The sequence below is a fragment of the Phaeobacter sp. CC-HEC084 genome (genome assembly GCF_059429255.1).
Genome location: NZ_JCAIJQ010000002.1, coordinates 847,829 through 870,712, shown reverse-complemented (window position 1 = coordinate 870,712; position 22,884 = coordinate 847,829). Strand labels below are relative to the sequence as shown.

Genomic DNA, 22,884 nt, shown 5'->3' with positions numbered 1-22,884 from the left:
CTATTTCAGTGTTTTCATGATCAGGGGGAAGGTGCTTTCGCCCGCCACATCCAGCGGCTGGCCGTGGTCATCGAGGAACCCCAGCCCCTCAATCCCGTAGGTTGGCCCCGTGCCCGAGGCGTAGAAGGCCGTCGCGAGACCATCGATCTCGGCCATGATGTCCATCACGCGCGGCGCCTGGATGGTCGGCACCAGCAAGGCCACCTCGATCTTGCGGGTGGAGCCGCGCTTCACCAGGATCTCGTCTCCAAAGTCATCGTAGCCCTTGCGGCTGTGACTGACGAAGGAGATGCGCGGCAGGTTCATCACCTGCCCCAGAAGATGGTTCCGGCCGAGAACGATGTGTCCGACCTTCGCCGTGGCCCCGACCGCCGCGATGGTGATGTCGATCCGGTGGCCGATGTAGCCGGGAAAGCCGTTCAGCACCTTCTGGCGGGTGTAGACAATGCCGCCGAAGAACCAGGTATAGACGCTGACCACATGGCCGGTGTCGACCATGACAAAGGTCTCATCATAGATCTGGCTTGGACCGTCCCAGACCTCGATCCGCACCGACCCGGCTGTGAGGCCGAAGAGCGCGATCGCATCGCAATCCTGCGTCGGGGTGATCGAATAGGTGATTTGGTCTGGATGTGACGCCGTGTTGGAGCGCCGCTGATCAAAGGCAGACCAGCGGTTGGTGGCCCGCAGGTCGAACCACCAGCTGCCATCATCGGTCAGAGGATCCTTGCCCAGATTGCCATCCTGCATGCTCTGGTAAATCCGGTGCGAGGTGAGCGAGATCACCAGATCGCCCTTGGCATAGGTGGTGCCTGCCGACCATTCCGGATGATCATCCTCGGGGATATTGGAGGTGGTCAGCTCGGCATCGGTGACGGCCATCGGCGCGATGATGTTGAAGTCCATCAGACCCGCACCTCCGGCTGCCCGGCCTCATCCCAGTCCTCCAGGAACTGCGCGATCTTGCGCACGAACAGCTCCATGCTCTGCCCCTGCACCCCGACCTGTTTGGCCAGGGCGTTGACGCTCTGCACCACGAAGCGGTTATCCAGCATCGCCACGGACTCGGCATGGCTGTGAATGCGGGAAGCGCCGGTGCGCTCGATCTCCCAGCCGCGCTCCCCGACGATGCGCAAGCCGCCCGCATGGGCACCGCCAGCAGCAAACTGCGGAATACCGCCCAGCCCCCGGATCTGCGCCCGCAGGCGCTCCAGCCGGTCGTTCCTGCCGCTGATCCGCTCATTGTAGGCCGCGATCTTGGCTTCCAGACCATCCGCGCCCCGGAAGGCCGCATTGAAGGCCGCCAGCCCCGCGCCGCCGCTGGTGTAATCCGCGCGATAGGCAATGGTGCCATCCTCGCGCTGGCGCAGGATGGCGTCCTCGCCTGCCCCGCGCAGCAGCTTGATCCCGGTGGAGGCCTGCAGATCCTCGATCTGGCCGATCAGCTCGGCGCCCCCTGCTCGTTTGATCTCTGTGCGATCGGCCAGCCCCGCGCCGCGGATCTGCAGGGAGGCAACCTTGGACTGCGCCTGCCGCTCTGCCGTGTCCAGCCGCACCGCCGCGCGCAGATCCCCCAGCATGGCGCGCAGGTTTTCCATCGGCTGCAGCAGATCCCCGGTGGCCAAGGTCAGATCGCTGAAGACGGTATCCGCCGTCAGGCGCACCGCTCCGCCAAAGCTGATCCGCCCGGCCTGCCCCCGCACCCCGATCAGATCCTGCAGACGCGTCAGCCGCTCCACTGTGTCGCCGCCCTCCCGGGTCAGCGCCACGTTCACCCGGCGGGACAGATTGGCGCTGCGCGTCAACACCATGGCCCGGGTGTCCGGATCAAGATTCCGGCCCAGCTGCAGCATCAGCTTGCGGCGCAGCTCTTCGGTGTTCGTGAGAACCAGCTTCCGGGTCTGCCGGTCCAGATCCTCGCGCAGCACCAGGTCAAGGCTGGCCACATGCTGCGACAGGGCATGGGTGGCAATCCAGCGGTCCGCCGCCGTCAGGTCATCCCGGCGGATGATGAAGTCCAGGGTGGTACGGATCCCGCTATCTGCCTGCTCTACCATCCGGCGCAGCCAGCGCGGCGCATCATCGGCCAGCGTCACCGCTACATCCAGCGCGCCGACCAGATCGTCATAGCTGAAGGCCTCAGCCTGGCTGATCGCATCCTCCAGCGCCCCGAGGGAGGTTTCAAATGCGCTGACGGTGCCGTCCCAATCCGCTGCCAGATCCTGCACGCCCTGGCTCAGATCCGCGATCTGATCGCCGGTCAGCCCTTCAAGCTGCAGGAAGCTGCCAAGCGAAGTCAGAACCTCGATCTGCTGCTCATAAAGACCGGCCAGAACCTCATCATTGCCGCTTTCAAGATCCGCCACCCCAGCCGCAAACCGCAGCTGACCCTGGACCTCTGCCGCGATGCGCCGGTATTCCAGCGCAGATCCTGCACCGGCCCGGGCCGATTGCAGATAGGCGCGCGCCAGCTCCGGCAGGCTTTCCGCTGCGGAGAGGTCCCCGCCGCGCACCGCTGCAAGCGCACCGTCCAGCCGTGCCCGCTGCGCTGCCTCTGCCTGCGCCGCGCTGGCGCCGGTCAGATCGCCAGTGATCAGCCCATCCACCAGATCCCGCAGCCCGCTGCCCGCACGGCTCCAGCTTTCCGCTGTGGCGCGTTCCTCGGAGACCCGGGCGCGGGCCGCATCGATCTGGGCACCAAGTTCGCCGCCGATCTCCCCCACCATGCCCGCCAGCTCGGCGGAATAGGCGCTGACCTGCGGCAGCACCTCGGCCAAGGCGCCGGACATCTGCAAAAGCCCCGCATAAAGCGCGCGCCCGTGTTCCGTGGTGGTATCGATCCCCTCGACCAGCTCGCGGAAGCCATCCCGGCTTGCGGGCATGGCGACGCCCAGCTCCCCGAACTCTTCGCGCAGACGCCGCAGGATCACTTCCGTGCGCTCGCCTTCGGAGTAGAAAGCCCCGAAGTAGGCCGAGACGGATCCCGCCATGGCCTCGGCGCCGCCAAAGAGATCGACCAGGTGCGAGGCCGCATCACCGCCCTTCAGGGAGACATCAAAGAGACCATGGCCGAGGAGATCCGCCGCATCATTGACCGCAGTGAGGCTGCCGGACAGGCGCCCCAGTGTATCAAGCGCGGTTTCTCCGGCGCGGCTGAAGTCATCCGTGCCCAGCACCAGCTCGGCCATTTCCGCGCCGGTCTCTTCAATGCGCGCCTGCAGCTCCTCCTGGATCTTTTCCTGGCTCTTGCCATTGGTCCAGAGCGTGAAGCCTTCGCTGGTGAAGCCCTCCAGCGCCTTGGTGCCAAGGTTCAGCGAGGCCGCCATATCCTTCACACCATCGGTCAGCCCGGTGACGCTCTGATCCAGCGCCGCCTCGAAGTCTGCCTCCAGCGGTTTGTAATCGGTGCGGTTGGAGCGCAGGAAGCCGCCCTTGTAGAAGTCGATCGAGGAGCCTTCAAAGCCATCGGCGCCAAAACGCCCCCGGATCCCTGAGCCTGCATATTTTCGGCTGAGACCCTTGGCCAGAAGCGCAATGCCGCCCAGCACGAGACCCGCCGCAGGCAGGGCCGCCCCAAGCGCGCCCCAGCCGCTGGAGGCACCGCTGACCAGCCCGCCGAGGTTGGCAAAGCTGGAGCCAAGGCCACCGCCTGTCAGAACCCCGCCAAGGCCGGATCCGATCCCGGCGGCAATACCGCCCCCGCCGACCAGACCGCCGACATTGCTCAAGATCCCCAGCGGGTTCACGCCACCGCTGCCACCGCCCAGCACGGCAGTTCCTGCGCTGGCCGCGCTGCCGGATCCCGTCACCGACAGCCCCAGTGCAATCTTCAGCGTGTTCTGCGCAAAGGAGGACGCCAGATCCGCCAGCCCGCGTTTTGCCGCCTGTTTGATCCCGTCCCAGAGGCCTTCAAAATCCCGCAGGCCATTCGCAACCCAGTCCCCAAAGGAGCGCGCCACGCCATCCACCGCAGAGGACAGCGGCCCGTTCAGCTCCTCGGACAGGTCCTTTGCCTTTTTCTTGGTCTTATCCAGCTTGCCCTTGGTGCCGCCACCGGATCCGTCATCCAGCGTATCGTTCAGATCCTCGAGGCTGTTCTTCAATGCATCGGCGCTGTCATCGCCCGCATCCAGCTCTGCATTGGCGCTGTCCATTTGCAGCGTCAGGGTCTTGAGCGCAGCCGCGGCCTTATCCCAACCCTCGCGCACCAGCCCCTTGGCCTCTTTCTTCAGTGCCGCGCTACTGTTTGCAGCCCGCACCGCCAGCGCATCGTACCTCGCAACGCCCTCAAAGGCGCGGCCAGAGGCCTCATTCAGCGCATCAAAGGCCCCAGACATGCCCGGAATGTTCTTCACCCGAACCGCCAGCCCCGACAGGAAGGCAGACCAGTTTTCCGAGATCGTCCCCATCATGCGCAGAAAGCCTGCCTTGACGGTCTCCCAGACCGCGCCAAGCGCCGGGCCGATCGAGCGGGCACTGGTCTTGATCCCCTCCCAGACGCCCGAAGCCAGATCCCCAAGCGCCTGCAGTGCCATGCCCCAGCCACCGGTGGCGGTAACCAGCTTGTGGAACTTCATGGCCAGGTACCCCGCGCCCACGACCAGCGCACCGATCCCGGTGGTGATCACCGCACCGCGCAAGAGCACCAGCCCCCGCGACAGGCCCTTGATCGCAGCACTGCCAAGCGCTGCCCGGGTCGTGGTGGCCCCCAGCGCCATCTCCAGAGCCACCGCAGATTTTGCAGCCGCAAGGAACCGCACCGGCGCCAGCGCAACGGTGGAAAGCATCCCCGCCATCGCCACACCCAGCGGCGCGGTCAGCTTGAGAGTAAGACCCAGCCCCACCGCCAGCGGCCCCAGTGCAGCCGCGCCCGCCGTGCCGAGCGCAATTACCCGCTTGGTCCCCTCGCCCAGACCGTTGAACCATTCCGCCACCGAGGCCGCGCCATCGCTCACCGTCTGCATTGCAGGCACCAGGGCGATGGTCAGCTGGTTGGCCAGACCCCGCCCGGCCAGTCCCATCCGCGACATCGCATCATTGGCCGTCTCCAGCCGGTCCGCATCCACTTCGGAGATCGCCACGCCAAAGCGGCTCACATCCTCTGCGGCGAGTTTCAGGGTGGCGCCATCAATGCGGGTGAAGATCAGCCCGGCCCGGCTGCCGAAGAGATCCGAGGCCACCGCCGCGCGTTCTGCCTGCGGCACATAATCCGCCAGTGCCCCCTGGATCCGGGCCAGACGCTCATCCAGCGGCAGGCGCTGCAGATCGGAGGCATTCAGATGCAGCCGCTTCAGCGCCTTGGCCGCGGCGCCAGATCCGCCTGCCGCCTGGCTCAGCCGCTTGGTCAGCTGGATGGTTGCCTGCTGCACCTCCCCGATCGACACGCCCGACAGATCCGCTGCCCGGTCCAGCACCTGCATGGATTTAACGGTGGTGCCCAGCGACTGCGCCATCTTGGCCTGCGCATCCACCATCTGCAGGCTGGATTTGACCGCCACCGCAGCGGCGCCCGCCAGCGGCAGGGTCAGGCCCAGCGACATCCGCCGCCCGGCCTTCTCCATCGCAGCGCCCATCCGCAGCATGCGCCGCTCGGTCTTGCCCATGGTGGACTGCGCCCGCTTGGCGCCGCTTTCAAAGGCAGCCGAATCCATGGACAGAACGCCCCGAAGAGCGCCGATAATCGCGGCCATCTCATGCCCCTCTCTGATTGTGGAAGTGCAGGCTCATCAGCGAAGCGCGCAGCTGCTCCACAGCCTGCGCATCGCTTTTCTTGTCCCGCTTGGTTTTGCTGGATGTCTCATTCCCGGCCTTCGTGAAGTCGGGGATGGTTTTTGGGCTGTGGAATGCATGGCTGATCAGAACCGCCAGCTCCTGCTGCAGCACCCGCCGCGCCTGGACCTGGTCGTTCTTGCCATCGATCACCGCCCGGGTGATCTGATCGTATTCCCGCAGGGTGACAGCGCCAAAGTCATCGTGGTGCAGACCCAGCCTGCACCACGACCGATAGAGCGCCTGCCAGTTTACGCCCCTGCGGCCTGCCCGTTTCCCTCGCTGTTTCCTTCTGCGTCCTCATCGGAATCAGCGTCGGGATCCGCCTCGGCTGGGAAGGCAACCGCGATGGCCTCGCCGAGAGAGGCCAGCACCTTGCGCACGCCGCCTGCCCCATCGACAAGGGCAACGGCTTCGTCCCGCTCGCCGCCCGCGCCATCGTTCATCACGGCAGCCAGCACGGAGACCACAAAAGACGCGCCGCCCTTGCCGCTGATCAGATGGTCCACCAGCGCATCAAAGGGCTTGCCGTCATTCTCCGCTTCCATCCGCATCAGAGCGGCGGTCGAGAACTTCAGCTTGTGGGTGGTCTTGCCCACCTTCATCTTCGCGTGGTTGATCATACCGCTGCCGTCCCTTCTACCCAGTCAACCGCGCCGGTGGTGCGCAGCTTGAGATCGGTCATCAGATCACCATCCTGGTCGGTGGTGGGGATCGTCGGAACCACGTAGGCCTTGTAGGCAAAGAGATCGCCCGTGCTCTGCCCCTCGCCCGGCGGGAGCTTCGCCCGGAAGAACACCGGCTTGCCTGCCGCGTTATAGGCCGCCGCCTGCTTGTAAAGCTCGGTCGAGTAAAAGCAGTTGAGGGTGATCTCCCCGCCATCCTTGAGGCCAAGGCCCCATTCCTTGAACCGGCCCGGGCTGTCCAGCGAGGTCCGGTCCCGGTATTCCTGGTCAACCTCCGGGATCCCGATCGTCTTGCAGCCCTTGATCACCGCAAAGTTCCCGTCCACCCCGTCGACGGACCATTCCATGTCAACGAGATCGCCCGGAATGACATTCTCTGCCATTGGCTTCTTCCTTCCATCATTTGTTGATTGAGCCGGTCACCCGGCCAGAGGTCAGGCGCGGTAGCGCACCTGAATGTCCAGCATCTGAAGCCGGATCACATCGCCGCCGGAGGGGTTCGTCCCATCCCGGCGGGATATCTCTTTGCAGCGGATCACAGACCCGCCGCGATAGTCTGTCAGGGTCTGCGAGAGCAGCCGCGCGAGCGGGATGATCTCGCCATAGCTGCGGGCATGGATGTTCACCTGCACCCGCGCGGTCTCCACATCCCCGCGCCCGGTCTGGGAATAGGCCGACACGTTACTGATCCGCTGCAGGCTGATGCGGGGAAAGCCCACGTCCCGGTCAAAGACGCCCCAGACCACTGGATGCCCGAGGGTCTTCAGGAGATCCTTCAGCTCGCGTTCCATGCTCATGCGCCAGCCCGCGCCGCCTTGCGCCGCGCACGTTCCACGGTCTTTTCGATCTCGGCCCAGGTCTCGCGCTTCAGGGTCTCCAGCATCTGGGCCTTGTTGGCATCCCAGGCGGGCCGCATGAAAGGCCGCGCAGGCATCGCTCCGACGAACCTGCCTGTCGAAGCCTGCACCCGTGGTCCGGTGCCGAACTCGTAAAGGTGCCCGTGCGGTGCATCGCTGTCATCCGGCTGCACCGGCCCCACGTAAAGCACCACCTTGCTGCGCCCCCGGTCCCCGCGCGCCTCTCGTGCCTGCCGGGCCGTCAGCTTGCTGGTGACCTTCACCGTGAAGGGCGACAACGCATCGGCCATCGTCGCAACCGGCTGCAGCGCCTTCTTCATCGCCCGCCGCTGCACCCCCTTGGCAGTGCCCCGCGCAAGCTGCCCCAGCGCCTGCTCGATGTCACCGGCGCCTTCGATCTTCATCTTGACTGACATGTCTGAGATCCTTGCCTCATCAAAAAGCCTCAAAAAATTCAATCCGTTAATCTCAACGCAATTCGAACATTGTTAGGTGAGGAACATCCCTACTAAGCTGCAGCCCGTGATAATCTCCGCCCCTACTGAGCAACATCGCGGGCTGCACACTTCAGGACGCAATCCCCCCAGCTATCAGACCTTCCACGCGGTAATCTCGACCCAGAGCCTGCGGCCGAGCTCCTTTACGCCGGTGATCTGCCAGTCCGCCCCGTCAAACCGGATCCGGTTCTCGCCGCTGACCGCAGCCAGCTTGACCGACCAGCGGACAACAAACCGCGCATCCGTCTTTTGCTCCACGGATGCCGCCCGCATGCGCTCGCCATCAGAGACAGGCGTGTACTCCGCCCGCTCCCGGGCATACTCCGCCCAGCCGGTGGCAACCTCTTCCCCGGCCTCATTCTCCACAAAGCTCGCCTCAAGGATCACAATCCGCCGATCCAGACGCGGCGCCGCTCCCGCCCTCATCCTGCAAAGGCCCGGTAGCGGCGGGTCAGCCGGTCCACCCCGCGCTGCACCTGCTCCGGAATACCCAGAGCCGCATCCGCCAGCGGATGATCATAATAGAACTTCACCAGCTCACGCGCCGCCGCCCGGATATCCTCCGGCACCGCCTCAGCGGCGGCAAAACCCGCCGTGAACTCGACCTCAACCGCATCGGCGCGCGCCGCATGGGAGGGCCAGGATTTGCCGGGCAACAGCTCGATGCGCCGCGCCCGGCCGGATCCGGCAAGGATGTAATCCCCAGGCGGCACAGTCAGGCTGGATCCATCCTCCTGCAGGCAGCGCACCGCATCCACCGAGTGGATCCGCGCAAACGGCAGGCGCAGCAGATCACCCGTGAACCCTGCCCCCTTGCGCACCCATTGCTGCGAGACCAATGGAAAGCCGAGGCCACCAAAGCCGTCGCCATCCACATCCAAATGCGTTGAAGCCGCAGCAATGGCCCGGGAGATCTCCGCATCAAGCTCGGGATCTTCTCCTTCAGGCGTGAGGATCCGCAGCTTGTCCTTTGCATCCGCAAGCGTGATCAGCGCCGCATTGCCACCAGAAAGCCGTTCCAGCCACATCGCGGCTTACTCCTGCCCTTTGGTTTCAGCAGGCTCGGCAGCCTTGGTTTCCGGAACCGGGCTGGCCTTGCCGCCCTCCGGATCTTCCGGCGCCTCTGCAGCCTCTTCCTCTTCGGGCAGAACAAGCACGCCGCGCGCCACCAGATGCGCAACATCGCGCGGATCCGCCTCCCGCGCGTCCCCCTCATTGTACCACTGGTCGCCCTGATGCGGACGTTTGACGATGTATTTCATGGGCTTTCTCCCGCTCCTTCAAAAGAAAAGGGCGCGCAAAACTGCGCGCCCCTCATGGCTCAGATCACTCCGGATCAGGCAACAAAGCCCAGATCCCCGTAGATGAAGGCCTCCGGGCGATAGATCGCCAGCGCCAGGCGCTCCTCGGCCAGGATCGTCACCATGTTCCGGGTGAAGTCATCGTTTTCATAGCCGGTCTCGATCGAGGCATCCCAGCGGTCAAAGACCTGGCCACCCATGCGGAACGCCCCGGTCAGGAACTTGTCCACCGTGATCGCCTGCGTCTGGACCACCGGCAGGCGCCACAGCATCGGCTGCGCACTGCCCTGCGGATTGCCGATGATGTAGTCCTCATTGGCGTTCTTGGTGAGCTCAATCCGCGCCCAGTCGATCGGGTTCAGCACATGGCCCGTGGCCGGATATTCCGCCAGCGCCGCCTGCAGCATCGCAAGCCGCAGCTTGTCGATCACCGTCTCCGCCCCAACCGCAAAGGCAGGCGCATAGGCCGTCGCATTGGGGATGATCCCATGCAGGTTCTGCCCGGTGCCATCGCCGTTCAGGATCTGCACCTCTTCCTTGAAGTCCAGCCCATAGAGAAGCCGCTGGTCAATCATCGAGCGCAGCTGCGAGACATCGCTCAGCGCCTGGCGCGACACCTTCATATGATGCGCGATCACCTTGGCCCCGGTGGATTTCTCAGTGAGCTTGATGTCAGATCCCGGCTTCGGGCCGCCTTCGGCAACAGGCGCGGCGTTGTTGTTGAACCCAGTCTCCTGCACATATTCCAGCGTGTTGCCATCCATCCGGCCCGGCGACAGCAGATCGCGCACCGTCATCCGCCGCTGCGGCATCTCCTGAATGCCCGGAAGGCGCGTTGCGCCCACCCCGGCCCCCACTGCACCATCGGTATCCGTGGTCGCCAGCGTCAACGAGGCCTTGAGCTCCATCCGCGCCTTGGAATTGCGGCCAAACCCGTCTTCCCCGAAGGACTTGAACTCATCACTCTCAACAAACTGCTGACCCACGGTCTTGTGCTCGGTCCCCGCCGCACCGCCATCGCGGTCCAGCTTCTGCTCGAGCTCGGTCAGCGTGGATTTGAGGCCATTCATTTCCACCAGGGCCTCATCGGCCTTTTCCTTGACCGACCGGCCCAGCTCTTCACCGGCCTGCGCCTTACCCAAAGCATCCTCGGCAATGGCTTTCACAGCGTCGAACTGACGATCGAACGCAGCTTTCGTTTCCGCTGCCAGCTCTGCAGCGGTTTTGGTCTCTCCCGACATGGGGAACCTCCTATAAATGTTAGGGTTGTGTGCGGGTCAGGAACCCAGCATCGCGGCGTAAAACGACACCGCCTCGCTCTCCGCTGTGGCAGGCTCCCCCTGCCCCTTCAGGTGGATGCGCGCGGCACGCTCCGCCTGCGAGTTTGAAAGGCCAATTCCCTTGGCCATCCGTTCAAACTCCCGCTCCGTCAGCCGGTCCCCGGCACGGAGCTTGTCCAATACCTGCGCGGGCACATCAGACTTGGCTGCCACCCGCGCCTCAGGCAGCATCGGGAAGGTCACAAGCGAGACCTCCCAGAGCTCCAGCTCCTGCAGAAGCCGCTGCCCGCCGCTTTGCTTTTGCGCCTTCACCGTCCGGTAGCCGATCGACAGACCGTCAATCGAGCCCGCCTTGATCAGCGCCTGCGCCTCGCGGCCCTTGGCCACCTCCGTAAGAATCCGCCCCTTTACCCAGAGCCCGCGCTCATCCTCGCGCGCCTCATCCCAGACCCCGATCGGCTGCGCCGGATCATGCTGCCAGAGCATCTTCACCCGGCGCCCGTCCTGCGTCAGCTTGGCAAGGCTCGCGGCATAGGCGCCCGGCGCCACGATATCGCCGCCCTGGTCCTCGATCCCGAAGAGGCTGGCATAGCCTTCAATCGCGCCACTGTCCGCGGCGGCCGTCAGATCGACCGCCATATCCTTCGTCTCCACCACCATCAGCCCTCTCCTGTCTCCGTGATCGGAATGTTCTGCATCTGCATGCGCACCTCATCGCCGCCCGCCACAGGCCGCCGCCCCTCCAGCTTGCGCACCTCGTTGATCGTCATCGCGCCGATCTGAACCATGATCTGGTAAAACGCCGCCCGGCTGGCGCTGTCCCCGCGCATCAGCCCGTCCATGTTGATCCGAACGCTCACACCCGCTGCCCGGTCCGCCGGGGTCAGCAGCTGTTTTCTCACCGCCTGCTCGATCCGTTTCACCCGGCGGCGCAGGTAGAACTTGGTGAACATCAGAACCTGCTGATCCACGCTGGTCGGCCAGGCCGTCGAGGCCCCCGCATGCCCAATGAGCGCGGGCGGCACCTGGAAGTAGCGGCAGATCTCCTCGACCGAGAACTGCCGCGTCTCCAGCATCTGCGCATCTTCGGGCGATATGCTCAGATGGTCGTATTCCATGCCCCCCTCGGCAATGAACGGCTTGCCCGAGTTCACAGCCCCAAGATACTTTTCGACGATCTTCTCCGCCGCCTCCCGCTCCGGTGCGCTCAGCCATTCCTTGAACTTGATCAGTGCTGATGGACGCAGCCCGTTGCGGAACATGCCCGCCGCCGCCCGGTCCGCCGCCAGTGCCGAAGAGAACGCCTGCACCCCGAAGCGCAGCGTCGACATGCCCCCGAGCGCATTGCCGCCCGGCCCGCGGATATGGAACACATCCCGGTCCAGCCGCACGAAGGATTTGCCGCCATCGCTCCAGCGGTATTCAATCCGCCCGCTCCCAAGCCGCCGCACCGACATTGCCTCCGGATGCACCGGGTAAAGCGCCACGATCTTTCCGTCCCGGCGCTGCACCGAAGCATAGGCATTGCCCCAGAGCTCGATCGACAGGTTCATGAAGTCCCAGAAGTCCAGCGCCGTCTGGTCAAAGTTCGGGCTTTCATGGATCACCGCATGCAGCGGATGGCCCGGATCCGTTTCCGTGAAGCCATCGCCATCGCTGCGCTGCACCTCGAAGGGCAAGGACGACAGCGTGCCGCTGATCAGGTTGGCGCAGCCCCAGACCGCCGAGAGGCTCAGGCTGGAACGCGCGCTCACCACCTCACCCGCATTGCCCACATGGCCTTCACCGCCCCCGCCTTGCGCGCGGCCGTCGACCCAGTTCACGCTGCTTTCGGATTTCAGCTGCAACCCGACAGAGGACAGCGCCTTGCTGATCAGACCCATTTGTTACGCTCCCTGCGGCATGCCAAGTGCCTGGAAAAAACTGTTCCGCCGGTCATCATTGCCCGTGTCTTCCGGCACCTGGCTCAGCGGCCAGAGCGCGTTGATCAGAGCAACAATCCCGTCGATCTTGTCCTCCGGCACCAGCTTGGCCGGATAGATGTAGTCGCCCCCCTGCACCTGCTTCAGCAGCGTGTTGCCGGCCATCCAGGTCAGAACCGGATTGCCGTCATTGATCAGCCGGTGATCATCCACAGCCGCGATCAGCTTGTTGAAGGGTTCATTGAGGTTCGAAGCGCGCGAGCGCAGCTCCACCGCCGTCATGCCCGCAGCCTCCCAGGCCGCCGCCATCTGCGCTGCAAAGAGCGCATCATAAATCACCATTTCGATATCAAGCGCAGGCAGGTGCCCCCAGCCCCAGCTGTCATCCCCGAGACCCGCCAGCTGCAGAACCAGCGCCTCCACGATGCGCAGATCCAGCTCGGCTCCCGGCGTCGTGCGGATGAAGCCATCCTTTGCCCAGCCCCAGAGGTGCTCATTGCCCGGCGCCTCGACCAGCTTCTCCGGCAGGAAGTGCCAGCTGAAGACCTTGAGCGGCCCCTTGGCCGGATCGCTCTCATCGGGGATCACCAGCGTCACGCTGGCCGGATCGCGCCGCGTCGCAAGATCCACGCCGAGATAGGCCTTGCATCCGGCAAAATCCGCAAGCCGCAGCCCGGGATCCTCGCTGGCGCGCCAGGCATCCATATCCAGCGCCGCGGCCCCGACACTGGTCCAGATGTCCAGGTGCTTGCGCAGGAACTCCCCCATCGCCGCCGGGCTGGCCGTGGCCTTCTCCCATTCGTCCTGCATGTATTCCAGCGACTTGGCTGAATAGAGGCTCGGGTTCGCCTTCTCCCAGGTCGCGGGATCGCCCGGCTCATCGCCCTCATCGGCTTCAAAGATCAGCCCCAGGTAGCGTTCATTCGCCCGCGCGCCGTCCAGCAGGCTCTGCACGTATTTGCGCTGCTCGTAGCAGATCCCGGCCGTGTTATAGCCCGCCGTAGTGATTGCGCTCAGCAGCGGGTGCTCCCGCGCCCCCAGCGCCGAGGCCATCGAATCCCAGACATCGCGCTTTTCATGCTCGTGAAGCTCATCGACGATGGCGCAATGCGGGTTCTTGCCGTCCTTCGATTTGGTCTGGCTCGCGATCGGCTGGAACACCGCCGCCGGATCCGGTGTCTTGATCTTGTGCTCCTCGATCGTGAGCCCGAGGAGCTCATCAAGGCCGGTGCCCTCGAACTCCCCCGTCAGCGCCATCACCCGCGCCGCGTCAAACACGATCCGCGCCTGGTGGGTCGAGGCCGCTGCCGAATAGACCTTCGCCCCCGGCTCCCCATCCGCGCCGAGGAAGTAGAGCCCGACCCCGGCCAGCAGCGTCGATTTCCCGTTCTTTCTCGGCACCTCCACATAGGCCGTCCGGAACCGGCGCAGGCCGCTCACCATGTGGCGCCAGCCGCCGATCTGGCTGATCAGGAACGCCTGCCAGCCCAGCAGCTCGATCGTCTCGCCGCGCGCCGCCCAGGCCCCCTCGATATGAGGCAGCGTTTCCATGAAGGCGCACATGTGCTCGGAGGCTTCCGCATCGAACACGTAAGGAAAGGCATCCGTGCCCGCCCGGCTCACATCGGTTCGGAACCGCTGGCAGGCCTGAATGATCCGCTTGCCGCTGGGGATGGCGCCAGACAAAACCCCATCCACCCAGTCAAACGCCCTTTGCGTGACCGGCATCTCCACCAGATTGTCTTTCATTGCCTACCCGCGCCCCGCCTTGCGCGTCAGCGGCTTGAAGGGCGTCACCTTGCCACCGCCCTTGGGCGGCGCAGGATCTCCCAGCAGATCCATGAAGGAGGTCTGGGTTGCCTGGCCATTCTTGGCCCGCACGTAAGGCGTACCCAGCAGTTCCTTTTCCAGCGCCGCCAGGCGGTTTTCATGAAAGGCGCGCTGCTGGCTCAGGCCAGACAGGAAGTTGCCCTCCATGGCCTCAAACCCCTCATCCACGATCAGCACAGACAGCCGGTCAAACGCCGCCCGGTGCACCGCATAGCGCACCACCTGGCCAAACACCGGCTCATCCACCAGCCCGTCCCGCTTCAGGTACCGCAGCAGGCTTTCGCCATGCGCCTTTTCCACATCATCAAAATGAGGTGGCCAGCCGCCCAGAAGGCGCACCAGTTTCTCAATGTCCGTTCCACTGTTCTGCATACCCCCCCCTCTAAATTTGTGCGCGGAAAAATCCGATTACCCCCGCCGGTTTCACATCAAAAGGCCCCAGACTTTCCAAGGCCCCCCACCTGATCAGCGCGCCGTTCGGCCCGCTGTTTCTTGCTGTCATGACAGGACTTGCAGAGCGACTGCAGCGCCCCGAACCAGAACAGCCCATAATCATCCCGGTGCGGCACCACATGGTCCGCCACTGTCGCCAGCTGCTTTGAATGATCAGGGCACATCCGGCACAAAGGTTCCGCGTCCAGCTGTGTCAGCCGCCGCCCGCCTTTGCCCCGCCAGCCCTTGCTTGCATACCATTTCCGGCTCGGCCGCTCTGACCGCCGCCGCGCCTCCGAAGGTCGGTCCCGGTTCTGCTTCTCAGCCCGCTCATGGGCCTTGCAGTAGATCGTCCCAACCTCAACCAGACGGGAGCACCCGCCCTGCGCACAGGGTTTCTTCGGCATAAGTGCTCTCCCCAAACGCAAAAGCGCCCGACGGTTTCCCGTGGGCGCTGGATCAATCTGGTCAGGTTTCCCGTCAGTCAGCTTGCGGCAAAGTCCGGCAGGCTGCTGTTAACACAGACATCGCGTTGACTGCTCTTCATGATTTGCAACGGTCTGAACCCGCCGCTGGCGTATGCGTCGCTCTGGCTCGTGCTTCGGGTCCCCCAGCCGCGCCCAGACGACGAACACACAGTCCGGATGATTGTTTCTGCAGGTGCGGTATCGCTCATGGTTCGTTCCTCTTGATCTGCAGACCGTCTATCAGACTTTCCCAATGAAAGCTCCGCCGCCAAAGGACAAATGCTCATCAAAAAGAGAGAGAAACTATCCTTTAGGTTAGACAAAAGCACAGTTCCCAAACGCAAAAACGCCCGGAGCAGGATCTCTGCTTCGGGCGCAATTCAGACAGGTGCTTTATGTCAACAGATTGAGATCCGCGTCAACCCCTTTGCCATGGCGTTCTTGGCGGCATCGCCTCCGTCACGACAAAGGACGTCAGATGGCAGGCCGCCTGGAAGATGTGCCGCAGGTGCAGGAGCGCCCCGTACCAGCTGAGATACCGGCGCCGGGCCGCTGCAATCTCCCGTCCCGTCACGCTGTAGCCAACAGGACACCAGGACCCATCCGCCCGCTTGCCCAGCTGATCCGCAGGCCAGCGCAGCCCGGGCACACGGCAAATCTCTACAGCTGCAAACCGCCCGTGTTTCGTGCCCCGCCAGTCCAACGGTGCACAGCGCTGCTCTGCATCCATCAGGCAGTCCGGGCGCTCACCAACCCGGGCCAGCTCCGCAATCTGCACCGCCATTCGTCGCCCGCCATAGATCTCGGGCAGGCAGGCCAATGACGCCGCAACCATATCCGCATCATGGTGGCGCGGCGATGTCCCGCCGCCCTGCACCCGGCATCCCAGCTGCGCCTGCTGCATCATCAGGTATTCCATCCCGATCCCCGGTCGCGCCCCGGTTTCCCGCTCGATCTCATCAAAGTCGAGCCCGACCTTTTCCCGCTGGAACGCCCATTCGATCAGGTCCAGAACCCCGACCGCCAGCCTGCCACTGCGCGGGGCCCGGACCCCGGTCAGCGCCGCACCCCGGGCATTACCCAGAACCGGACGCTCAAGAACCGCCATGTTCATGCTGCCCCCTTTCGGCGGGCCTGATCCGCAATGTCCTGGCACCTTTGCAGCGCAGCCCGGCGCTGCAGCCGGAACCGATCTTCGGCCGCGCTGATGGCATCGCCCCGCGCCAGGCGCATCTCGATATCCTCCAGACGCCGCACCGGATTATCCGCACTTTCCCGGATCTTTGTCTGGCTCCACCGGCCCGGCCATTCCCTCCCGGCGGTGATGAACTCCAAGAGCTCCGGCGCCCAGCCCTGCCGGATCGCCCTGAGGCCCAGCTCATCGCGGAACACATTCAGCATCAGCGGCGATGGCCCGGTGTCAGGTGCCTCCTTCTCCCGCGCCTTGACCAGGATCTTGAGCGCAATAGGAAACCGGTCCTTGTTCTTGCCTTCGGGGTGCGCCTCGATCCACTCCCTGAGATCCGTCAGCCCGTCTTCGCTCATATAGGCAAGCTTCTGGCGCAGCTCCTTCTTCATCACTTCAAACTTGGCAAGGGTCGCCGTTGACGGTCTCGCCAGCCCCAAAGCCTCCAGCGGCGCAATCAGGATGTCCTGCACCCGCTTTTCTCCCGCTGCCTGCTCTTTCGCATCCATCGCCTCTGTCTCCTTTCTAAGCCTGTTCCGACATCGCCGCAGCCACGCGGTGGCCCCTCTGGCCCTGCCCGCTGCGGTGCGCGTTCCGTCAGTCTCGTTTCATTTCTTTTCGTTTCTTCTCCTTTCAGCGGTGACGGAAACCGCGCAAAAAAAGGAGAGAACCGTATCGATCCCGGGAACGTCCGTGATTTTTCGGGTCAGTTCCGTGATTTTCAGTGATTGTTCCGTGATGTTCCGTAACCGTCACGGAAAGTCACAGGTCGTTACAGAACCGCTCAGCCCCGCCCCGGCACCTGTCCCTGCAGCTGGAATTCATCCAGCGCCTTGCGGATGAAGGCCTCGCGGCGCTGCACATCCGGATAGGTCTCTTCCAGCCAGCCGTGGAACCGCTCCAGGAAGTCCGGTGCCCGCAGCAGCTGCCCTGCCCCGATCCGCACCTCGATCATGTCGCGCAGATCCTTCAGCCGCTTGTTCACCCGGCGCTGTTCCTTGTCCGCCAGATTGGCCCGGCGGGATTTCAGCGCCTCGATGGCAACTTCCGTCACCACCTTGTGGGCATAGCGGACCTCTCCATTGTCACAGCGCACCAACGACCAATTGTGCAAAGGCGTGATCTCGCGATTGCACAGCTGCCGCCAGCGATCGACCGAGATCTCCGCCGCATTCGCCAGCAGCCGCTCATCCGTGGGCAATGTGCCAACCGGGGTTTCCTCATGGGAGACGCAGAACAGGTTGAACCCGATCCAGCCGACCTCCGGCTCCGCCAGCTGACGGAATTCGCTGCGCCGCCAGCGTTTAAGGTTCCACTGAATGAAGAAGTGACTGTCCAGCCGGTCCTGCGACGATATCGGGTAATCCGGTAGGTCCCCGGCATCGACCGGGCGCAGGAAGTTCGGCGCGGTGCTCATGCAAAGACCTCCGTCAGATCCTGCGCCCGGCCCGACTGATACGGCCGCATCTCTGCCGGGCGCCAGCGACCCGCGACAGCCCTACGGCGATAGCGGTGCCCCCAGCCTCGGTGCATGCAGATGTTGCGGCAGGTCTCCACGCTGGCGCCCGTAAAGGACGCGAGATCAGCCAGCGTGCAATCGCCACCGGCCTCGCGCGTCAGCCACCAGATCTGATAGGCGATCCGTTCAATCCGCACATTCATGCTGCGGCCCTCCTCATTTCTTCCTGGAAAAAGCCCGGCGCGCCGGGGTCCGTCAGCATCACCAACAGCGCGATATGGCTGGTGGGCGCAGTAACCGCGCCCCACCAGTTCAGCGCAGTCTGGAAGCTCACATCACAAAACAGTGCCACCTCGCGCGGGCTGTTGAAGCGTTCGCGGAAATAGGCAGACCACAGGTCCGCCGCAGTGGTTTTCAGCGCATAGGGGTCAAACCGATTTGACCAAGACGCTGTATCAACAGACGTGCCAGGCTGCTCGCATGGCACATCATTGCTCACAATCAGGGTTAGACGCGGGCGGCTCATGCGGCGGCCTCGGTCTTTGTTGGAACCACCTTCAGGAACGAGAACAGCGAGCGTGGCGGTTCGGCCACCTCCTGCTCCCGCGCCATCTGGCACAACGCATCATACCAAGCAGAAGGCATTACCCCCTCCTGCATGTGCGTATGCACGGTGGTTGGTCGCTTATTCAGGCGGAGCGCAACAGCGCGATAGCCACCCAAGGATCGGATAAGGTCACGTGTGGTCATGCCACAAGCGATAGTCCGAATTTTGCGAACCATCAAGATCCGACAACCAGAAAGTTCACTTTATTCGGATTTCAGGTAATCAAAGAACATGGACATCGAACAAAAAGAACAACTGGCACAAACCGGCGATGTGAGCCCTGAGGCCATCAGAAGCCGCCTCCTGGCGGCCCGCAAGTCTATCGGAATGCAGCAACTCGAAGTCGCCAAAGAACTTGGCCTCAAAAAAACGACATTCCATTCACAAGAAAGCCGCGGCGCTCCGAGCATTAAGACTATGCGGTATTACTACCGCCAGCACCGCATTGACTTTAACTTCATCCTTCATGGCGACTTTGCTCAACTGCCGCAGGATGTTCAGGATAGGTTGTTCGCTGCATTGCAAAGCGAATAGCTCCGATCGGGTCCAACACCCAGTTCAGATCAACACCTAACTTTCGCAGCCTGACCGCTGCCCACAATATCATCTTGCCCTGATTCCCCCTCAAATGTTCCTCTTTTGTTCTCATTAGCGCGAACCCAACCGGAACGCGAACAAGATTTTTGTCCGATTTTTTTGAACCATATGCTTGACTGGTTCATTTTTTTCGGACTATCTGAACATATCAACCGATGGAGGATTGAATGCAAGATTTTAAGAACACCGTACTGCGGGACGCCCGCCGGATCGCAGGATCCCCGGCAGACTACATTGACGACCCTGACCTGTTCGCCGCGGCATGGGCGGCCATGAAAGCCGGGCGCGGCCAGGGATTTGATCCCGCTCGCCTGCACCCCCAGCATCTTGTGGACCGCCCCGGACCCGCGCCGGAACCGACAGAGCAGATCCTGGCCCGCGCGGGCCAGAAAGCCCGCGCTGTGATCGAGGCCAAAAGCCTGCCGATCCGCCGCCGCCATGTGGCCTGACCCGGCCCGGTCTGTCGCTCCTCCTGCTGTCACTCACGGCAAACATCGAACGACACAGGCAACTCAGCGCGGCCCACCCGCGCCCTCCCACTGACACAACCAAATAGGCGGCGCGGGCTGGAGGATTGCCTGCACCGCTGATCAACAGAGTTTCCGCGCCCGGTCCCCGAAGGCGCGGATCAGCGCGGGCGGCGCAATCCTCCAAATCAAGTCGCCCGCGCATCAAAGACGAGGCCCAAATGCGAAACACCGCATCTCCACACCAACAACAAATCTATTCAGACATGCAGCAGCTGGCGAATACGCCCCTCTTCAGACGCGCCGCCCTGTTCAGGAAGGCAGGCGGCACCCTGACCCCGCCACACGCGGACTGCCGCTGGGATTACGATGCAGGCCACTGGTGGGCCTCTTTGCACGGCATGACGGCACATGGCGCCAGCCGGACCGATGCTATCCGCGGATGGCTACGCGCGGCCCGGCAAGGTTTTCGGGCCGACCCGTCCCGCCGCGCAACAGATGACCGCCCGGACTGCCCCTACAATGGGCAGGCTGCGCTTTGAACAGAACGACAGAAACAGAAAGCTGTACACCACCTGCCGCTGTACAGTCGAAAAGCACAAGGCCAGCCTCGGAAACACAGCCCTTTGGCCTACGGGCGTTGTGGCTGCATTTCGCCAATGATCTGGAAGTCAGGCGACTGGCAAAACTCCACCTGCGGATCCTGCGCAAACAGGATGCCCTGAACCAGCTCATCAATGAACGACAAAAAATCATGAACCGATGCATCCGCCGTATGCGCCGCGCCAATGGCAAGAACTGAAAGCGCGAGCTTGGCAACCGACAGAAGGACACAAAAACATGGGAAATCGGCCAGCCCTGTTCACCAAAGCTGACCTCCGCCGCTTTGCAGGTGTAGCCGAGGAATGCGGCAAGACCGTTGCCGTTCGTCCGGACGGCACCCTAGTCATGGTAGATGTGGAAGCCCTGCCGGTACCAAAGCAGACGAAGAAAACCGAAAAAGGCCCCCGACAATGGTCAAGATAGAACTGCCAGGGCTGATCCGCGAACCGATGCCATCTGGCAATTCCCGCCTGCGAGTGCGTGTAGCTGGAGATAAAAGGCGTCGGATCACCCTCAAGGTCGGATTGGACAGCCCACACTTCATGGAAGCCTACCACGCTGCCCGCGCCGGAGTGCTGTACGAGCCTCCAGCGCGCCCGGCGGACATGGCAGTACAGAAGTCAACAGAATGGCTGTGGCTGGTTTTCCTGGAGCACATGGAAGCCATGGAAACCGCCGGAGAAATCAAGGCAGCAACGATTAAACAGCGCCAGCATGTAATCGGGCGCTTCCTGGACCACGAAGTCGATGGAGCGCTCTTGCGCGAGTACGACGCTGGCGTCCCGCAGGAGGTGATTGTCGAGTTCCTTGACACCCTGATCGAGAAACCCGGCGCCCGAAAGAACACCATCGGCGCCTTGCGCGCGATGTATAAGTTCGCCGATGAGCGCGGATATGTTCGCCCCAACCCAGCCAAGGCGATCAGCACCACGTACCGATCAGCAGGCGGCGCCACCCCCTGGACAGTCGATGATCTGAAAAAATACCGCGAGCGCCATCCCTTCGGGACGATGGCTCACCTAGCTCTGACCGTCTTTATGTTCACCGCCTGCCGCGTCTCCGATGCAATCTGGATCGGGCGAAATAACGAATCCACCAGCAACGGTATCCGCTGGCTTGGCTGGCAGCCGCGAAAGAAGGGATCCACCTATGTTGAAATCCCGGTAATGCCCCCACTGGCCAAAGCTATCGCTGCGCAGAACGTGTCTCATGTGGATGGGTGCTATCTGCTAAGCTCACACGGCACCCCGTTTTCCTCGAGTGACAGCTTCCGAAACCGGTTCAAGGTCTGGTGCAAAGAAGCCGGTCTGCATGACCGAAGCCCACACGGCATTCGAAAGGCGGCTGGCCACCTATTGGCGCTGGAAGGCGCCACGCAACATCAAATCATGGCGGTGCATGGGCACTCCCAAGCGGCCACGTCAGAGATCTACACAAAAGACGTAGAACGCCGCCGACTGGCCGCTGATGCGGTCGCAAAACTGGCCAGTATGGACTGGTAGGTGTCCCACGCCGCCAAACTGCCCCCAAATTTGGGACACTCACGCATTGATTTAATTGATCATTAGGGAGGGTATGGTGGGTGATGAGAGACTCGAACTCCCGACATCTTCGGTGTAAACGAAGCGCTCTACCAACTGAGCTAATCACCCGATGCAGCGGGATTTAGAGAAATCCCCGTGGCAGCGCAAGAGCTTCCTCGCGTTTTTTTGTCACAAAAATTCGCTCAGCGTAAAACCGTTTCACGGCCCTGCTCCAGAACATAGACACATCCTTGTCCATTCGACAATTTTGCCTGCTCCGATCTGTCCAATCCGCAGATAATTCCGCGCATCACCTGCCCCAGCAGCCCATGCGCCACCACGATCGAAGGCGCACTGAGCGTTTGCAGGAAATCCAGTGTCCGCGCTTGGAAGCGCTCGTACCCCTCACCGCCGGGCGCCGCGCAGAACATATCCAGCGGCGTGGTGTTCCGCGCAAAGATATCCGGGTAGTCCTGCTCCAGATCCACCAGCCGATGGCCCTGAAAATCACCGGCGTGAACTTCGGCCAGACGGGCGTCCGTGGTGAACGCGCGACCTGCCAGCGCGATCTCTGCGGTCTGCTGCGCGCGGCCCAGAGGCGAGACATAGCACGGCGGGTTTTCCGCACTCAGGATGGGCTGCATCAATTCGGCCTGACGCTGCGCATGTTCCAGCCCCAGCGGGCTGAGACGGGACTCCAACTGCCCCTGAACGCGGCGTTCGGCGTTCCATTCGGTTTGCCCGTGACGCAATAGCCAGATTTTGGGATACTCGCTCATGTAATGCTGCCTCATTTTCTTACCGAGCGAGGCGCCCCGGCCTGCCCGCTGTTGGAGGCAAGATGGGGGAATTTCCGGGGTCTGTCCATCCCAACGCGCGCAACAGCACCCCCTGCACACCACCTAAAGCTGAGCGAGGGCGCCGTCTTCCTTGACCGCCTGCATCGCCACATAGGTCGAGGTCGAGGCCACATGCGGCAGCGAGGAAATCTTCTCTCCCAGCACCGCGCGATAAGCCGACATCGAATGGGTGCGCACCTTCAAAAGGTAGTCGAAATGGGAGGCCATCAAATGCACCTGCTCAATCTCCGGGATCCGCGCCACGGCAGCGTTGAATTTCGCCAGCGCCGCCTCGCGGGTGTCTTCCAGCTTGACCTCGACAAAGGCGACGTGATCAAGCCCCAGCCGGATCGGATCTAGCAAGGCCCGGTAACCGGTGATGATGCCTTCGGCCTCCAGCCGTTTCAGCCGGGTCTGGGTTGGCGATTTGGACAGGCCGATGCGGCGGGCCAGATCCGCAACCGAAATCCGGCCATCCTCGCCCAGCACATGCAGAATCGCGCGGTCATATCTATCAAGATCACTATAGTTCAATTGCCCCTCCTACAGCGCAAATTTGCGG

Annotated in this window: 26 protein-coding genes, 1 tRNA gene and 1 pseudogene; 3 read left to right on the top strand and 25 right to left on the bottom strand. The window is 63.1% G+C overall.

The features are described 5' to 3' along the window. The 22 genes and pseudogenes from AC5SSZ_RS04605 to AC5SSZ_RS04500 form a co-directional block, all read right to left on the bottom strand. Positions 1-906, bottom strand: a complete 906-nt coding sequence (locus tag AC5SSZ_RS04605; RefSeq protein WP_495437238.1) for a hypothetical protein — start codon at positions 904-906, stop codon at positions 1-3. After that, entirely contained in the window at positions 906-5,690 is a 4,785-nt protein-coding gene (locus tag AC5SSZ_RS04600) for a hypothetical protein (RefSeq protein ID WP_495437236.1), read from the bottom strand. The genes AC5SSZ_RS04605 and AC5SSZ_RS04600 overlap by 1 nt, the downstream gene beginning before the upstream one ends. 1 nt (position 5,691) lies before the next feature. Next, a complete protein-coding gene (locus AC5SSZ_RS04595) occupies positions 5,692-5,922 on the bottom strand; it encodes a hypothetical protein (protein WP_495437234.1) in 231 nt (76 codons plus the stop codon). 98 nt (positions 5,923-6,020) lie between these two features. Next, positions 6,021-6,392 carry a hypothetical protein gene (locus tag AC5SSZ_RS04590; RefSeq protein WP_495437232.1) on the bottom strand — a complete coding sequence of 124 codons (372 nt, stop codon included), beginning with the start codon at positions 6,390-6,392 and terminating at the stop codon, positions 6,021-6,023. Continuing rightward, positions 6,389-6,838, bottom strand: coding sequence for a phage tail protein (locus AC5SSZ_RS04585; RefSeq protein ID WP_369002841.1), 450 nt, complete (start codon positions 6,836-6,838; stop codon positions 6,389-6,391). Before AC5SSZ_RS04585 ends, AC5SSZ_RS04590 begins: the two co-directional genes overlap by 4 nt. A 51-nt stretch (positions 6,839-6,889) precedes the next feature. After that, entirely contained in the window at positions 6,890-7,252 is a 363-nt protein-coding gene (gene gp17 / locus AC5SSZ_RS04580; protein ID WP_495437230.1) for a tail completion protein gp17, read from the bottom strand. Beyond that, positions 7,249-7,728 carry an HK97-gp10 family putative phage morphogenesis protein gene (locus tag AC5SSZ_RS04575; RefSeq protein WP_495437228.1) on the bottom strand — a complete coding sequence of 160 codons (480 nt, stop codon included), beginning with the start codon at positions 7,726-7,728 and terminating at the stop codon, positions 7,249-7,251. The genes gp17 and AC5SSZ_RS04575 overlap by 4 nt, the downstream gene beginning before the upstream one ends. A gap of 174 nt (positions 7,729-7,902) precedes the next feature. Then, a complete protein-coding gene (locus AC5SSZ_RS04570; RefSeq protein ID WP_495437226.1) occupies positions 7,903-8,235 on the bottom strand; it encodes a head-tail adaptor protein in 333 nt (110 codons plus the stop codon). Beyond that, positions 8,232-8,837: a head-tail connector protein gene (locus tag AC5SSZ_RS04565; protein WP_495437224.1), complete on the bottom strand. Its 606-nt coding sequence runs from the start codon at positions 8,835-8,837 to the stop codon at positions 8,232-8,234. Before AC5SSZ_RS04565 ends, AC5SSZ_RS04570 begins: the two co-directional genes overlap by 4 nt. Before the next feature lie 6 nt (positions 8,838-8,843). Then, positions 8,844-9,071 (bottom strand): hypothetical protein, encoded by a 228-nt coding sequence (locus AC5SSZ_RS04560; protein WP_495437222.1) that lies wholly within the window; start codon positions 9,069-9,071, stop codon positions 8,844-8,846. Positions 9,072-9,145: 74 nt separating this feature from the next. Then, the gene (locus tag AC5SSZ_RS04555) at positions 9,146-10,351 is read right to left on the bottom strand and encodes a phage major capsid protein (RefSeq protein WP_495437220.1); all 1,206 of its coding nucleotides are present in this window, start codon (positions 10,349-10,351) and stop codon (positions 9,146-9,148) included. Between the two features lie 216 nt (positions 10,352-10,567). Continuing rightward, positions 10,568-11,050 (bottom strand): annotated as a pseudogene (locus AC5SSZ_RS04550) (HK97 family phage prohead protease); the annotation flags it as partial. Next, positions 11,050-12,273 carry a phage portal protein gene (locus tag AC5SSZ_RS04545; RefSeq protein ID WP_495437217.1) on the bottom strand — a complete coding sequence of 408 codons (1,224 nt, stop codon included), beginning with the start codon at positions 12,271-12,273 and terminating at the stop codon, positions 11,050-11,052. The gene AC5SSZ_RS04545 and the pseudogene AC5SSZ_RS04550, both read right to left, overlap by 1 nt. Positions 12,274-12,276: 3 nt before the next feature. Continuing rightward, positions 12,277-14,061 (bottom strand): terminase large subunit, encoded by a 1,785-nt coding sequence (locus AC5SSZ_RS04540; RefSeq protein ID WP_495437215.1) that lies wholly within the window; start codon positions 14,059-14,061, stop codon positions 12,277-12,279. 3 nt (positions 14,062-14,064) lie between these two features. Then, entirely contained in the window at positions 14,065-14,514 is a 450-nt protein-coding gene (locus tag AC5SSZ_RS04535) for a hypothetical protein (protein WP_495437213.1), read from the bottom strand. Between the two features lie 56 nt (positions 14,515-14,570). Beyond that, the gene (locus AC5SSZ_RS04530) at positions 14,571-14,981 is read right to left on the bottom strand and encodes a DUF8602 domain-containing protein (protein ID WP_495437211.1); all 411 of its coding nucleotides are present in this window, start codon (positions 14,979-14,981) and stop codon (positions 14,571-14,573) included. Between the two features lie 478 nt (positions 14,982-15,459). Next, the gene (locus AC5SSZ_RS04525; protein WP_495437209.1) at positions 15,460-16,155 is read right to left on the bottom strand and encodes a hypothetical protein; all 696 of its coding nucleotides are present in this window, start codon (positions 16,153-16,155) and stop codon (positions 15,460-15,462) included. Next, positions 16,152-16,736 (bottom strand): hypothetical protein, encoded by a 585-nt coding sequence (locus AC5SSZ_RS04520; protein WP_495437207.1) that lies wholly within the window; start codon positions 16,734-16,736, stop codon positions 16,152-16,154. The genes AC5SSZ_RS04525 and AC5SSZ_RS04520 overlap by 4 nt, the downstream gene beginning before the upstream one ends. Positions 16,737-17,011: 275 nt before the next feature. Continuing rightward, positions 17,012-17,644 (bottom strand): hypothetical protein, encoded by a 633-nt coding sequence (locus tag AC5SSZ_RS04515; RefSeq protein WP_274840212.1) that lies wholly within the window; start codon positions 17,642-17,644, stop codon positions 17,012-17,014. Continuing rightward, entirely contained in the window at positions 17,641-17,889 is a 249-nt protein-coding gene (locus AC5SSZ_RS04510; protein WP_495437204.1) for a hypothetical protein, read from the bottom strand. Before AC5SSZ_RS04510 ends, AC5SSZ_RS04515 begins: the two co-directional genes overlap by 4 nt. Next, positions 17,886-18,212, bottom strand: a complete 327-nt coding sequence (locus AC5SSZ_RS04505; RefSeq protein ID WP_495437202.1) for a hypothetical protein — start codon at positions 18,210-18,212, stop codon at positions 17,886-17,888. The genes AC5SSZ_RS04510 and AC5SSZ_RS04505 overlap by 4 nt, the downstream gene beginning before the upstream one ends. After that, complete coding sequence (locus AC5SSZ_RS04500; RefSeq protein ID WP_347510135.1) at positions 18,209-18,331, bottom strand: hypothetical protein; 123 nt, start codon at positions 18,329-18,331, stop codon at positions 18,209-18,211. Before AC5SSZ_RS04500 ends, AC5SSZ_RS04505 begins: the two co-directional genes overlap by 4 nt. 193 nt (positions 18,332-18,524) lie before the next feature. Between AC5SSZ_RS04500 and AC5SSZ_RS04495 the strand changes: the two genes are divergently transcribed. The 3 genes from AC5SSZ_RS04495 to AC5SSZ_RS04485 all read left to right on the top strand — a co-directional run bounded on the left by AC5SSZ_RS04495 (position 18,525) and on the right by AC5SSZ_RS04485 (position 21,462). Beyond that, a complete protein-coding gene (locus AC5SSZ_RS04495; RefSeq protein WP_347510134.1) occupies positions 18,525-18,827 on the top strand; it encodes an XRE family transcriptional regulator in 303 nt (100 codons plus the stop codon). A gap of 230 nt (positions 18,828-19,057) precedes the next feature. Next, a complete protein-coding gene (locus tag AC5SSZ_RS04490) occupies positions 19,058-19,339 on the top strand; it encodes a hypothetical protein (protein WP_495437199.1) in 282 nt (93 codons plus the stop codon). A gap of 1,031 nt (positions 19,340-20,370) precedes the next feature. Next, positions 20,371-21,462 (top strand): tyrosine-type recombinase/integrase, encoded by a 1,092-nt coding sequence (locus AC5SSZ_RS04485; RefSeq protein WP_495437196.1) that lies wholly within the window; start codon positions 20,371-20,373, stop codon positions 21,460-21,462. Positions 21,463-21,536: 74 nt separating this feature from the next. Here the strand turns inward: AC5SSZ_RS04485 and AC5SSZ_RS04480 are convergent. From AC5SSZ_RS04480 to AC5SSZ_RS04470, 3 genes are all read right to left on the bottom strand, one after another. Beyond that, positions 21,537-21,612, bottom strand: a tRNA-Val gene (locus AC5SSZ_RS04480). A gap of 74 nt (positions 21,613-21,686) precedes the next feature. Next, a complete protein-coding gene (locus AC5SSZ_RS04475; protein WP_495437194.1) occupies positions 21,687-22,262 on the bottom strand; it encodes a histidine phosphatase family protein in 576 nt (191 codons plus the stop codon). 123 nt (positions 22,263-22,385) lie between these two features. Beyond that, positions 22,386-22,856 (bottom strand): Lrp/AsnC family transcriptional regulator, encoded by a 471-nt coding sequence (locus AC5SSZ_RS04470; protein ID WP_065270674.1) that lies wholly within the window; start codon positions 22,854-22,856, stop codon positions 22,386-22,388. Between the last annotated feature and the right edge of the window lie 28 nt (positions 22,857-22,884).

Coding starts and splice junctions, on each gene's coding strand:
- AC5SSZ_RS04500 (WP_347510135.1), bottom strand. CDS start 18,331: ATGCCTTCTGCTTGGTATGATGCGTTGTGCCAGATGGCGCGGGAGCAG.
- AC5SSZ_RS04545 (WP_495437217.1), bottom strand. CDS start 12,273: ATGGGTCTGATCAGCAAGGCGCTGTCCTCTGTCGGGTTGCAGCTGAAA.
- AC5SSZ_RS04570 (WP_495437226.1), bottom strand. CDS start 8,235: ATGAGGGCGGGAGCGGCGCCGCGTCTGGATCGGCGGATTGTGATCCTT.
- AC5SSZ_RS04560 (WP_495437222.1), bottom strand. CDS start 9,071: ATGAAATACATCGTCAAACGTCCGCATCAGGGCGACCAGTGGTACAAT.
- AC5SSZ_RS04590 (WP_495437232.1), bottom strand. CDS start 6,392: ATGATCAACCACGCGAAGATGAAGGTGGGCAAGACCACCCACAAGCTG.
- AC5SSZ_RS04565 (WP_495437224.1), bottom strand. CDS start 8,837: ATGTGGCTGGAACGGCTTTCTGGTGGCAATGCGGCGCTGATCACGCTT.
- AC5SSZ_RS04540 (WP_495437215.1), bottom strand. CDS start 14,061: ATGAAAGACAATCTGGTGGAGATGCCGGTCACGCAAAGGGCGTTTGAC.
- AC5SSZ_RS04530 (WP_495437211.1), bottom strand. CDS start 14,981: ATGCCGAAGAAACCCTGTGCGCAGGGCGGGTGCTCCCGTCTGGTTGAG.
- AC5SSZ_RS04505 (WP_495437202.1), bottom strand. CDS start 18,212: ATGAGCCGCCCGCGTCTAACCCTGATTGTGAGCAATGATGTGCCATGC.
- gp17 (WP_495437230.1), bottom strand. CDS start 7,252: ATGAGCATGGAACGCGAGCTGAAGGATCTCCTGAAGACCCTCGGGCAT.
- AC5SSZ_RS04485 (WP_495437196.1), top strand. CDS start 20,371: ATGGTCAAGATAGAACTGCCAGGGCTGATCCGCGAACCGATGCCATCT.
- AC5SSZ_RS04490 (WP_495437199.1), top strand. CDS start 19,058: ATGCAAGATTTTAAGAACACCGTACTGCGGGACGCCCGCCGGATCGCA.
- AC5SSZ_RS04525 (WP_495437209.1), bottom strand. CDS start 16,155: ATGAACATGGCGGTTCTTGAGCGTCCGGTTCTGGGTAATGCCCGGGGT.
- AC5SSZ_RS04605 (WP_495437238.1), bottom strand. CDS start 906: ATGGACTTCAACATCATCGCGCCGATGGCCGTCACCGATGCCGAGCTG.
- AC5SSZ_RS04575 (WP_495437228.1), bottom strand. CDS start 7,728: ATGTCAGTCAAGATGAAGATCGAAGGCGCCGGTGACATCGAGCAGGCG.
- AC5SSZ_RS04510 (WP_495437204.1), bottom strand. CDS start 17,889: ATGAATGTGCGGATTGAACGGATCGCCTATCAGATCTGGTGGCTGACG.
- AC5SSZ_RS04535 (WP_495437213.1), bottom strand. CDS start 14,514: ATGCAGAACAGTGGAACGGACATTGAGAAACTGGTGCGCCTTCTGGGC.
- AC5SSZ_RS04520 (WP_495437207.1), bottom strand. CDS start 16,736: ATGGATGCGAAAGAGCAGGCAGCGGGAGAAAAGCGGGTGCAGGACATC.
- AC5SSZ_RS04495 (WP_347510134.1), top strand. CDS start 18,525: ATGGACATCGAACAAAAAGAACAACTGGCACAAACCGGCGATGTGAGC.
- AC5SSZ_RS04555 (WP_495437220.1), bottom strand. CDS start 10,351: ATGTCGGGAGAGACCAAAACCGCTGCAGAGCTGGCAGCGGAAACGAAA.
- AC5SSZ_RS04600 (WP_495437236.1), bottom strand. CDS start 5,690: ATGGCCGCGATTATCGGCGCTCTTCGGGGCGTTCTGTCCATGGATTCG.
- AC5SSZ_RS04585 (WP_369002841.1), bottom strand. CDS start 6,838: ATGGCAGAGAATGTCATTCCGGGCGATCTCGTTGACATGGAATGGTCC.
- AC5SSZ_RS04515 (WP_274840212.1), bottom strand. CDS start 17,644: ATGAGCACCGCGCCGAACTTCCTGCGCCCGGTCGATGCCGGGGACCTA.
- AC5SSZ_RS04475 (WP_495437194.1), bottom strand. CDS start 22,262: ATGAGCGAGTATCCCAAAATCTGGCTATTGCGTCACGGGCAAACCGAA.